The following is a 12,632-nucleotide window of genomic DNA, read 5'->3' as shown; positions in this document are numbered from 1 at the left end:
TCAAGCTACTATATCTGTTTCAAATAAAAGCGTTGTGTCGCATAATCACCATGTAGTTCTGAGTCAATATAAAAACCGAGATTCATCAATTCATCGCCAGCAAATGTTACATCTTCCATTTGATAAGTTGCTTCTTCTGCTAATCCTGCTAATTTCAATGTGACTAATGGATGCGCAGCTTCTGCTAATACTCGGAAATAAAAGACCATGGCTTCTGTTTGGTCTTTTGAGACAAACATCCATGCAGTATCATTGCCTTCAAACGGACTTTCCAAGCGATAAAAAGTTCCATATTGCAAAAGTTGGCGATGCTTTTTATAAAAGGCAACTTGTTCTTTAATTTCTGCTTTTTCTTCAGAAGTTAATTGCGTTAGATCTAGCTCATAACCAAAAACACCAGCCATCGCAGCATTGCCACGAATAGTTAAACTCGTTTCTCTTCCTGTTTGATGATTTGGGACTGCTGAAACATGCGCACCCATACTTGAAATTGGATACACTAAGCTGGTTCCATATTGAATTTTCAGACGAGCCACGGCATCGGTATTGTCGCTCGTCCAAGTTTGTGGCATGTAATACAAGAAACCTGCATCAAAACGACCGCCTCCACCCGAACAACTTTCAAATAAAATAGTTGGATAATTCGTTGTTAACTTTTCTAAAAATTCATATAACCCTAACATATAACGATGAGCCACTTCACCTTGCATCGTTGAGTCCAACAAGACAGAATAGACTTCTGTCATATTTCGATTCATATCCCACTTCACATAATCAATCGGTACACGATCAAAAATCGCCGTCATTTGTTGATAGATATTATCACGAACATCTTGTCTTGAAAAATCAAGAACATATTGATTTCGACTAATTGAGCGGTCACGACCTGGAATACCCAATGCCCAATCTGGATGTGCTCGAAATAGTTCACTATCTTCAGAAATCATTTCCGGTTCAAACCAAATCCCAAATTTCATCCCGTTATCATGCACTTGCTTGGCTAAATTTTCCAAACCACAAGCAAGTTTGCCTTCTGTTTCAACCCAATCACCTAATGAAGTGAAGTCATTTTCACGACCGCCAAACCAACCATCATCTAAAACAAACATTTCAATGCCCAAGTTCTTCGCATCATCGACAATATTCATGATTTTTTCTTCGTTAAAATCAAAATACGTTGCTTCCCAGTTGTTGATTAACGTGGGACGTTCTTGTAAACGATAGTTTCCACGAATTAAACGGTGATTATACAATTCATGATACGTCTGTGATAACGTATTCAGACCTTCATTACTATAAACCATCACGACTTCTGGCGTTTGAAATGAGTCGCCAGTTTTTAGTTGCCAACCAAAATTAAATGAATTAATTCCCATAATGACCCGTGTTTGGTCAAATGGATCTTTTTGAATCACCGTTTCGTGATTACCGCTATAAACTAAATTAAATCCATATGCCTCTCCTTGAAATTCATCTGTTTTGGCATCTACTAAAGCAACAAACGGATTTTGTTGATGGCTGCTTGATCCGCGTTTACTATCTAATACTTTTATCCCTGTATGAATTTTTTCTCTAGTCATTTGACGTTCTCTTGCCCAGGTACCATTTAAATGAATTAACTCGAGTGGACGATTTGGAAAATCAATTGATTGACTAGCTAAGCGGTTAATCTCCACTGTTTCATCACTATTATTTACTAATTGCGTAGAACGAATAATTACACTGTGATTTTGATAAATTGTGTAGAACAACTGTAAAGTCAATCCACTAATCGCGTCTTTCAATTGAATAATCAGCGTTTCAGCTTCATCATCATCTTCCGTATATAAGGCTGGCAATCCCGCTAAGCTGGGCTTTCCTTTTTGAATTTCGTAGCTATCATAACGAAAATCATTTACACGACTACCGTTTCCTAATTTAATATTATGCGCCGGTTCTCTAAAATCACCATGTCCATATCCTGGAAATTCTAATGGTAATGTATCTAAAGATAATAAACGATCTTGCGCATTTGCATTGTTGGGTGAGAAGGAACGATCTGTTCGGGGGTAGCGATACCCACCAGAATAGTGCGTAATCTTTTTTCCAAAATAAAGATGCGTTAAATAATTATTTTCTTCGATTCCTAATAGATAGCTAATTTTTTTATTTTGTAAATGAAATGTTTGTGTGTGATTGTCAAATATAATCATAAGTTTATGAACTCCTTTATAATGAGAATAATTTATTGGTTATTTCACTGCTCCATTGCTCATTCCAGCTATAATACTTCTTTGGAAAGCAAGATAAACTAGTGTAATCGTGACAATTCCTACTGTATAGGAAGCAAAACTTGGACCATAGTCGTTAAAATATTGTCCCGTATAATTATATTGAAACAATGGTAGTGTCCACATATTAGAATCACGATTTAAAATTAATAATGGTAGCATGAAATCATTCCAAAACCATAGAGCATTAAGAATAATAGTCGTCGCATGCATTGGTTTTAACATTGGGAAAACAATTTTGAAATAAGTTGTAAAGTGACTAGCCCCATCAATTTCAGCAGCCTCATCCAGACTGATAGGCACATTTAGTTTAATAAAACCAACATATAAAAATAGTGTCTGTGGTACGGCATAAGTGAGATAGAGTAAGATTAATCCCCACATATTTGCTAAACCAATTTTACTCATCATAACGGTAATCGGAATCATAATTACTTGGAAAGGAACAAAAATTCCTAAAATTAAAAATAAATACATCAATCCGTATGCTTTCCCACGAGTCATTTTTCTTGCTAGTGAATAAGCAGCCATAGGAATAATTGCTGTCACAGCAACTACTGCAATGATTGTGATGATTGCCGAATTCCAAAAGTAATGACCAATTCCATCCGCTAACAATCTTCGGAAATTTTCCAAAGTCGCTGGATTAGGAAAACGAAAGAAATTATTCATAATATCGGGTGTTGTTTTAAATGAACCGAATAGCGTTGAAACTAAGGGAACTAAAATCATGAAGCCCCCTAATAATAAAAGCAAGTATTTAGAAATATTTTTTTCTTTTGATGTTTTCATTGGGAAACCTCCTAGATTTCAAATTTTTTCGATAATTTTAATTGTGCCAGTGAAACAATCCCAATTAAGATAAATAAGACTAAAGCAATAGCATTCGCATAACCAAACTGATTGTTTTTAAAAGCATAATTATAAACAAGTAACCCCAAAGATGTTGTGGCATCGCTTGGTCCACCACCAGTTAAAGCAAAAATTTGATCAAATGCTGTTAAGCCACCTTTTAATGCCATAATAAATACCATTGAAATACTTGGTAATAAGTAGGTGATTTCAATATTCCAAAAAATTTGCTTATCATTCGCCCCATCCATTCTAGCAGCTTCAATAATTTCTTGTGGAATACTTTGAAAACCCGCTAAGAAAATGATGACTGGCATGGCAATTCCTTGCCAAAGTAAAACAAAAATTACTGCAAAAATCGCTCCCCATGTTGTTCCTAAAAGACTGGTTTGTAAAAATTCAATGCCTAACATACTACCAATTTTTGGTAAACCATAGTTAAAAATTTGTTTAAATACTAAAGAAACAACCACGCCCGATAAGACCGCTGGAAAAAAGAACCATGCTCTAAAGAATGTTTTCCCTTTAATATTTGCGTTCAACGCCCGCGCAATCAAAATACCAAAACCAATTTGTCCAGCAATCATGCAAAGCGTCACAATTAAAGTGAAGCCAATCGATTTGATAAACTTCGGATCAGAAAAAAGAATCTTATAATTGTTCAAACCCACAAAATCAAAATTATAAGTCAGACCAGTCCAATTAGTTAAACTGTAAAAAGCACCTTGAACCATTGGAAAGTAGAAAAAAATCATCTGCAAAATAATTGGAATTGCTACAAAAATGATTGCCCAGTAACGATTTAAAATTTCTTTTATTTTCATTTTATTTTCCTACCTTCCGTCAGCTTTCATTGGATTAAAGAAAGCATTTAATGCGTTAATCATGGCTTTTTGATTGCCATTGTGTAAATAATTTGTTGTTAAGGTATAAAAATCATTTTCACTATTCCAATCTTTGGCTAACCAAACTAAATGACGATCAGTAAAAGCAAGTTCAGTTAAACCACTTAATGGTGAATCCTGAGTATTCTCGATAACGCCCTCAACAGCACACGGTGCACCATCTACATCATAATATTTCTGCATCGCTTCAGGTGTTGTCATATATTCTACAAAACGTTTGGCTTCTTCTTTATGTTGAGAAGTTGCAGAAACTGATAAGGCTAGGTCTCCTGCGCCAATCGTTAGACTTTGACCTGCTTCATCTGCTGGAAAAGGAAAAGTTCCTACTTCAAAATCTGGATTTTGTGAATGAATCATCGGCATTGCCCATGAACCATTCGGCATAATCAACGCATCACCTTTTGTAAAAGTAACTACTGTATCGTTATAACCGGCACCTTGCCAGTTGTTTTGCAAAGCTTTTGGTTCTCTTAACAAATCTAATCGATTAAAATCTTTTTGCATTTCTTTGCTTTCAGCATTAATTCCATTAACTTCTGAGAAACGCCAAACATTGTTCGCTTCCTCTTCACCACCAGCAGCAGTCGCTATAGCTAGTTGGTGATAACCATTTAAAGTCCAGCCTTCTGCTCCTGCAATCGCAAACGGTACTTTGTTTTGATCTTTAATCTCAGCTACTATTTTTTCAAATTCTGCCCAAGTTTCTGGTGCTTGAATCCCCATTTCCTCAAAAGCAGTTTTGTTATAGTAAAAACCATAGACATTAGCGGTTAATGGTATGCTATATACACGATCCTCAATAGCAAAACGTTGTGCATATCCATTTTTGATATTCTCTAAATACGGTTCTTCGGTTAAGTCCTCTAAATAACCAGCTTTCGCCCATTCTTTCAATTCTATACTTTGAGGATAAAGATTAATGACATCTGGTACATCGCCTGCAAGCATACGTGTTTTAATTACTTCACCAGCATTCGGTACATCCACAACTTTTACATGAATATCAGGGTTTTTTGCTTCAAAATCTTTAGCAATCTCCTGAATCGTTTGAGTCATTTCTTTTTTTTGATTAAAAAACTCTATTTCTACCTTACCGCTTGCATCTTCCTGATTTTTTCCACAAGCAGTCAAAGAGATCGTTGCTCCTAGTGCTATACAAGCTAAAATAATTTTTTTAGACCACTTCATTTTATGCTCCTCCTTATACAATTTGAATGCGTTTTCTTTTTGTTAACACTAATGTAACTGTTTACTAAGTGTTTTGTCAATATTTTTACTAAATTTAACTAAGAAAAGAGTAAGGAATTGAAAATTCCTTACTCTTTCAGCTTCTTTTTAATTATATTCAGGTAAATAGTCCCCATGTGCTTCGATTAAATCATCCACTAAATTTTTGATATCTGTTAAAGACAATTCAGATGATAGATGTGGATCTAAATACGCTGCTTGATAAATTTTTGATTTATCTAGTGTTAAAGCGGCTTCTACTGTCAGTTCTTGAACATTGATATTCGTCCGATTTAAAGCAGCTAATTGTGTTGGCAATTCACCGACATAGGTTGGTTGCACGCCATTTTTATCGACTAAACAAGGTACTTCCACACAAACATCTGTCGGTAAGTTTGTGATTAAGCCTTTATTTAAGACATTTCCTGCAATCACTGACGGAGTTCCTGTCGTAATAGAATCCATGATATATGAAGCATATGCACGGCTTCTCGTATGTGTTAACTCCCCATTATTTACAATGTCCTCTCGCATGCTTTCCCAATCATTAATTTGTTGTTCACAACGACGTAAGTATTCATCCAACGGAATCCCTAATTCGTCAATCAATTCTGGGTATTTTGATTTAATAAAGTATGGATGGTATTCTGCATTGTGTTCACTTGATTCTGTAATATAGTAACCAAAACGTTTCAACAATTCAAAACGTACAGAATCTGGATGTGGATTTGGTTTTTCTGCAGCTAACTGACGAATTGTTGGATAGAAATCTTCCCCATTTTTTGTAATTTCCAACAAGAATGCCATATGATTAATGCCTGCAATTTTCCATTGAAAGTCATTTAAGTCATATTGATCGGCTATTCCTAAATGCTCAAACAATTCTGGTACGCATACTTGAACGCTATGACATAAACCAACAGTCTTAATACTCGTCGCTTTTAAAACACCCATGGTTAACATCGCCATCGGATTTGTATAGTTCAATAACCAAGCATTTGGACAAACTTCTTCCATTTCTTTAGCAAAGTCTAACATTACTGGTAGTGTCCGTAGGGTTCTAAAAATCCCACCAATCCCCATGGTGTCACCAATAGTTTGTCGCAACCCATATTTTTTAGGAATATCAAAATCAATCACTGTTGAAGGTTTATAACCACCCACTTGAATAGCATTGATAACAAAATCAGCCTCTCTTAACGCTTCTTTGCGATCATAATAAGAAACAATATCAGCACGATTTTCATTCGAATTTTTATTAATATTTTTAAGCATTAAATTTGATTCTTTTAGTCGTTTTTCATCAATATCGTACAATGCAATATGTGCATCTTGTAGACTTGGAGTTAACATCGCATCGCCTAATACGTTTTTTGCAAAAATAGTACTTCCTGCACCAATAAATGTAATTTTTGTCATGTACTTACTCTCCAATCACTAATTAATAGTTTTATAATTTACCACCTGTTGTAGCAATTCCTTCAATGAATTTTCTTTGGAAAACGATGAATATCACAACTATTGGCCAAATTGCTAATAACGAACCTGCCATTAATTGTGGGAAGTTCGTGGCATATTGTCCTTGTAAGTTTGCTAATCCCGGAGCTAAAGGCATCTTATCAATTGAAGTATTGACAATCAATGGCCACATTAAATCTTTAAATGCAAACAACGCTGTGAATATTCCAAGTGCAACCAATCCTGATTTAGCAAGCGGCAACATAATTTTGAAAAAGATCGTCCAAATATTGGCACCTTCTAAATAGGCCGCTTCCTCCAATTCATCAGGCAAACCTAAGAAAAATTGTCTTAATAAAAACGTACCAAACGCACTAACTACCCCTGGTAATATTAATGCTGGAATTGTATTTAAAATACCCAATTTTTGTGCTAATAAATACTGTGGAGTAATAAAAATGGAACCGGGAATCATCATTTGAATAAGTACTAAGCTGAAAAGGATATTTTTCCCTGGAAAACTTAGACGCGCACAAGCATATGCAGCCATTGCTGAAAATAAAACCGAGCCAATCACTCGTCCAACAACCATTAAAAATATATTGATATAAAAAGCCATGAATGGTAATAAATCAAGTACTTGTTGATAGTTACTTAGCTGAAATTTCTCAGGGAAAATTGTAGGTGGAATTTGGGTAGATTCAACCAACGTTTTCCCTGAAGTTAAAATCATCCAAATAAAAGGTAATGCCATTGCAATACCACCTAAAATAAGCATGATATGGATTGGCGCATTTGAAAAAAATTTATTTTTCATAATTTGATAGCCTCCTTAATAGTTTACCCACTTTTTCTGCAACTTCATTTGAATTGCAGTAATAATTAATATAATCACTAAAAGGAACATAACGATTGCCGAACCATATCCCTTGTCATTTAAAATAAATGAATGTTTATAGAATAAATAGGCTAATGATTGTGATTTAAACATGGCGGTACTATTAGGAGTAATCATCATAAAAATAACATCAAATACTTGGAAAGCATTGATAACTGTTGTTACAACTACAAAAAATAATGTTGGTATAACTAATGGTAACGTAATGTTGAAAAACTGCTGGATTGGACTAGCACCATCAATTTCCGCTGCTTCATAATAATCTTTAGGAATTTCTTATAAGCCGGCTAGTAATAACACCATGTTATAACCAATAGCACTCCAAACTCCTACAATGATAATAGAATAAATCGCAATCGATGGATCCGTTAACCATGCTGGTCCATCGAGACCTATTTTAGCCAACATGTTATTAATCAGTCCATAATCATTATTGAACATCCAGCGCCAAATCATTGCGACTGCGGATGGTGCAGCAACGACTGGTAGAAAATAAATTGTCCGATAAATCGACAATCCTTTAACTTTTCTATTCATTAAAACTGCCACCAACAAGGATAATACAACAATACTAGGTATCGAAACCACTGCATAAATTAATGTGTTTAATAAAGACTGAAAAACTTCACCGTCTGCAAACATTTTTTGGTAATTTCTTAATCCGACCCATTCAGTATCACCGAACCCTACCGTTTTTTGAAAACTTAAAATTGCTGTTTGAATTGCTGGCCATATATTTAATAAAATTAATCCTAATGCCGTTGGAAAAATAAAAATATAGCCCCATATCACTTGATCTTTACGATATTTTCCAAAAATTCGATTTTTCATAATATCCCCCTTTTTGGTATTCATCCATTAATATACAGACGAAATAGAATCCTTTCGCCTGTATATTGTATAATTAACTAATTTAATTTCCGCTCAATATCGCATTGACTTCTTTTTCAATTTGAGTGGTTCCATCTTCAACAGTTACTTCACCAGACAGAATACGGTTAATAATTTGAACTTCTGCTTGTTCAGCTCGTAATCCATCTTTATTGTATGGACGAGGGACTCCATACTCCAACATTTTTCCAAAAGCACTCAAATCAATTGTATCTGAAGAAGCAGCCCACTCGTCTTCAAAGCCTTTTAGTGCTGGGATTGATGCCCCCGTTTCCGCTTGGATTTTATTGGCGTCCTCACTAGCTAAAAATGCCATTAGTTTTTTCACTTCTTCTGGGTATTTTGTATTCGCACTGGCAGCCCAACCAAGTCCATTTGTAATTGTTGCATTAACTTTTCCCTTAGGTAACACGGCAGAAGCAACATTTTCAACTAGATAGTCATTTTTCAAAAATCCCGGTGCAAACCAGTTTCCTTCAATCATCATTGCTAATCTACCTGATTGAAAACGACTTAACTTATCAGGATCTTGTAATTCTGTAATTGTTGGTGAAGCATGATCAACAAGTGCAATATCTCGATAAAAAGCTAAAGCTTCTTGTGCTTCTGGGGTATTCAAACCTGATTTTGTATTGTCATCGGCAAATACTTCTCCCCCATTTTGATAAATAAATGGCCAGTAGCCAGTCTCTGTTCCAATATGTGATGCAAAACCATAGATGCCTTTTGATTCATCTGTTAAATCAATTGCAGCTTGTCTGAGTGTTTCCCATGTCCATGTTTCATCTGGATAATCGACACCTGCATTATCAAATAATTCTTTGTTGTACCATAGCCCCACTACAGAAGCATCTTTAGGGATTGCGTATAGTTCGTCTTCAAGCGTATAGAAATCAGCAATTCCTTCAGTAAAGTTTCCCATGTCAATATCATTTTCTTTGATAACATCATCAAGTCCCATCAAAGCATTCTGTGACATATATTTATAGGATTCGCTAGAGTGCATGGTTACTACATCTGGCATATTACCTCCCGTTGTTGCAGCTTCTAATTTAACCCAATATTGATCCCAAGGCGTTGTCTCCATTTCTACTTTGATATCAGGATTTTGTTTTTCAAATTCATCTAACATTTTTCTTAGTCCTGGAGCTTGGTCAGTATCCCAACTCGCATAGCTTAAAGTTACTTGCCCGTCTTTAGATTTACTATCTCCCCCACCACATGCTGCGAGTAATGTCCCAGTTAAAACAGCTATCCCTGTTAAAGCTATTTTTTTGAAATGTTTCATCTTAATTCCTCCTGTTTTGAATGCGTTTTCTTTTTGTTAACAACACCATAACTGTTTACTTAATGTTTTGTCGAGATTTTTTACTAAAAATATTAGTAAACAAAAAAGTAAACATCCTTTTTTGGATGTTTACTTTTTTAATCGATATTTTTTTCACTTTCTCTAACAATAATATTATTAGAAACAATCACTTTGATCGAAACATTTCTAACTTCTTTTATTCGTTCATTAACCATGCGAACTGCTAGTTTTCCAATTTCTTCTGTATTCACATTCACCGTATTTAATGCAGGTGTTAAAAATTCAGCAACTTCAATATTATCAAAACTCACAATCGAAATATCTTCTGGAATACGTAGACCATTTTTTTGAAGTGAACGATAAACCCCCACAGCAATAGGATCATTTCCTACCATGATAGCAGTCGGCAACTTATCTTTAGCATGTTTTTTCAAAAGTAAATCTGCTGCCTGCATTCCGTCAAGTGTGGTCCAGCCTTCTAAATAAATTTGACTATATTTTTCTAATCCTTTTTGTTTCATCCACGTCTCATAGGCTATTTTTCGATAATCATCATCTGACACGTGTTTATTTCCTTGGCTATCTAAACGAACACGTCCTCCTCCGATAAACGCAATGTTTCGGTGTCCTTTTTTATACAATCGATCTAAATGCTGATTCGTTGCTTTTGTTAAATCAGTATAAACTGCATCTACTTCAGCTTCAATACTAGGGTCATCAATCACTACGACATTCGAATTAATTGCTGATACTTCTTCAATCACAGAAGATAGCACCTGCCCAATAATCAACACACCTTGACATTTTAGCAAATCGTCTTGCTCCAACGGTGTTTCTGACAAACGAATAATTTTCTTCAAATTGACTTTGCTTTGTTCTGCTTCGACTTGAATCCCTCTGCGAATCGTTCGAAAATAGGGATCTTCCAACTCATCTACTTCAGAAACTGTCGTTATTAATGCAATATTTGTTAAATTTTTTGCAACGGGACTTTTTTTGACATAATGATAAAAATTAACCGATTCTGCAATCTTTCGTTTGGTTTCATCGGTTACTGAAAGTGTCGGATCCTCATTTAGCACGCGCGATACTGTTGCAATGGACACACCCGCCCGTTTTGCAACATCCCTAATTCCTACCATAATAGCTCCTCTTTTCATATTTGAAAGTGTTTACTAACATATAATCATACATTTTGAAAATAAGCAAATTTCGTTAAAAATAGGCACTGTAATCATAATTAAAAACAAGAAAAAATATCCGAACAATTTAGAGTAAATAATGCTAATTCTAGTGAATTTGCGACGAGGAACTGCTAGATCACAGTTCATTCTCTCTATCGTTCGGATATTTTATTGTTAACTATACTTATTTCACAGAGCTTTTTTATTTGATTTTGTGAACAGAGTCTCGAGAAATCAATTCTCCCTCTAATAGTAGTACTTGATTTTTTATTTCTTCTTGTTTGGCCAGTCCAATCAGTTGGTGAAAAGCAATCGCCCCCTTGTTACCTGGATTTAGTCGTATTGTTGTCAACGCAGGATCCATTAATTCTGCAAAAGTAATATCATCAAATCCAATAATCGATAATTGTTCCATCACTCGTTTATTCTTATTTTTTAAAAATTTTACTAATTTAGCCGCTAAATAATCTCCAGTAACAACAATTGCAGTAAATTCAGCTAATTCTTGATAAATTCGCTCAAATTCAGAGTTGTTATATATCCAATGCGATTTAAAGGTTAAATGATATTTCTTTAATGTATCGATATAAGCTTGATGTCGTTCTTGAATAACACTTGGTTCACCTACAATGTAGTCAAAAGAAAGAAACGCTATTTTCTCATGACCATAATGAATCAAATGTTCCACTGCCAATGTACTAGCTTGGTAATCATTTGTATTTACAAATAAACGATTCATTTGTTGTTCAAGTTCTCTTAATGTCTCTTTTGAAAGATGCGTATCAATATAAACAACAGGACCATCAAAAACGTTATTTAATTCCAAAAATTCTTTTACACGTACACCAACAACAATGAACCCCTCAAAACGCCAATTTCTCTGAATAGTTTTAACATCTTCTGCTGAATTAACATTATGCACCAATACAAAATAACCATGATTCTTTGCCTGTTCCTCAATTCCAGACAAAACTTCTGCGGTAAATGGATCAGAAAATACAAAATCAGCATTATCAATAGCCGAAAAATAAAGCAATCCTATTAAAAATGCAATCGTCTTACCGATTCCCTGACAGACAGAACACATTCCACTAGGATCATTAAATGAATAAGCATTTGCATATCCTAAACTAGGTGTTGCAAAACATGAAAACAACACACGAAATAACGCATTGATGTTAGTAATCGTCCCTAACGTTGAGCGCGCACTGCCACCAATCTTCTTTTGATTGACCACAATCGCCGTAGAAAGATTATCAATCTCATCAACCTCTGGACGACTGTATTTAGGTAAAAATAAACGGGTAAAACTATCATAGGTGTCATTCAGTTGACGACCAGCTTCTTGGGTAATAGTATCAAAAACAATCGATGATTTTCCTGAACCAGATACGCTGGTAAAAATACTAATTTTATTTTTGGGAATTTTGAGACTGACATTTTTAAGTTGTTTCTCTTGCGTGGATAATTTCAATATACTCGTTCATTTGGTACTCCCCTTTATTTTGAAATAGTTGAGAATGTTTCAATGAGACACGGTATTTTTGGCAGATGTTTAGTTTACCTAGAAAGAGGTATAAAAATCAGGAAAAAAAGAGAGGCTGACTCATAAGTAGTTTTATTAGTCGAAAATGATAG

Annotated in this window: 9 protein-coding genes and 2 pseudogenes; all 11 read right to left on the bottom strand. The window is 34.9% G+C overall.

What is annotated here, in order from left to right:
* Positions 1-8 precede the first annotated feature (8 nt).
* Positions 9-2,192, bottom strand: a complete 2,184-nt coding sequence (locus QK255_RS12720) for an alpha-galactosidase (protein ID WP_002324534.1) — start codon at positions 2,190-2,192, stop codon at positions 9-11.
* 39 nt (positions 2,193-2,231) lie between these two features.
* Positions 2,232-3,062, bottom strand: a complete 831-nt coding sequence (locus tag QK255_RS12715) for a carbohydrate ABC transporter permease (protein ID WP_002290368.1) — start codon at positions 3,060-3,062, stop codon at positions 2,232-2,234.
* A gap of 11 nt (positions 3,063-3,073) precedes the next feature.
* Positions 3,074-3,946 carry a carbohydrate ABC transporter permease gene (locus QK255_RS12710; RefSeq protein WP_002290370.1) on the bottom strand — a complete coding sequence of 291 codons (873 nt, stop codon included), beginning with the start codon at positions 3,944-3,946 and terminating at the stop codon, positions 3,074-3,076.
* Positions 3,947-3,955: 9 nt separating this feature from the next.
* Positions 3,956-5,215 (bottom strand): extracellular solute-binding protein, encoded by a 1,260-nt coding sequence (locus tag QK255_RS12705; protein WP_002290371.1) that lies wholly within the window; start codon positions 5,213-5,215, stop codon positions 3,956-3,958.
* A gap of 147 nt (positions 5,216-5,362) precedes the next feature.
* A complete protein-coding gene (locus tag QK255_RS12700) occupies positions 5,363-6,673 on the bottom strand; it encodes an alpha-glucosidase/alpha-galactosidase (protein ID WP_002341308.1) in 1,311 nt (436 codons plus the stop codon).
* A 31-nt stretch (positions 6,674-6,704) separates the two neighbouring features.
* Positions 6,705-7,529, bottom strand: coding sequence for a carbohydrate ABC transporter permease (locus tag QK255_RS12695; RefSeq protein WP_047929206.1), 825 nt, complete (start codon positions 7,527-7,529; stop codon positions 6,705-6,707).
* 15 nt (positions 7,530-7,544) lie between these two features.
* Positions 7,545-8,441, bottom strand: a pseudogene (locus QK255_RS12690) (carbohydrate ABC transporter permease).
* An 82-nt stretch (positions 8,442-8,523) separates the two neighbouring features.
* Positions 8,524-9,789, bottom strand: a complete 1,266-nt coding sequence (locus QK255_RS12685) for an ABC transporter substrate-binding protein (protein ID WP_002342358.1) — start codon at positions 9,787-9,789, stop codon at positions 8,524-8,526.
* A gap of 137 nt (positions 9,790-9,926) precedes the next feature.
* The gene (locus tag QK255_RS12680) at positions 9,927-10,952 is read right to left on the bottom strand and encodes a LacI family DNA-binding transcriptional regulator (protein WP_002290378.1); all 1,026 of its coding nucleotides are present in this window, start codon (positions 10,950-10,952) and stop codon (positions 9,927-9,929) included.
* A 244-nt stretch (positions 10,953-11,196) separates the two neighbouring features.
* On the bottom strand, positions 11,197-12,048 hold the full coding sequence (locus tag QK255_RS12675) for a LacI family DNA-binding transcriptional regulator (RefSeq protein ID WP_502856710.1): 852 nt from the start codon (positions 12,046-12,048) through the stop codon (positions 11,197-11,199).
* Positions 12,034-12,481, bottom strand: a pseudogene (locus QK255_RS13390) (P-loop NTPase family protein); the annotation flags it as partial. The gene QK255_RS12675 and the pseudogene QK255_RS13390, both read right to left, overlap by 15 nt.
* Between the last annotated feature and the right edge of the window lie 151 nt (positions 12,482-12,632).

Source organism: Enterococcus sp. ZQ21, from assembly GCF_030053755.1.
Lineage (GTDB): Bacteria > Bacillota > Bacilli > Lactobacillales > Enterococcaceae > Enterococcus_B > Enterococcus_B lactis.
Note: the sequence above shows the minus strand (reverse complement) of the source record. Positions and strands in the feature narration are given on the sequence as shown.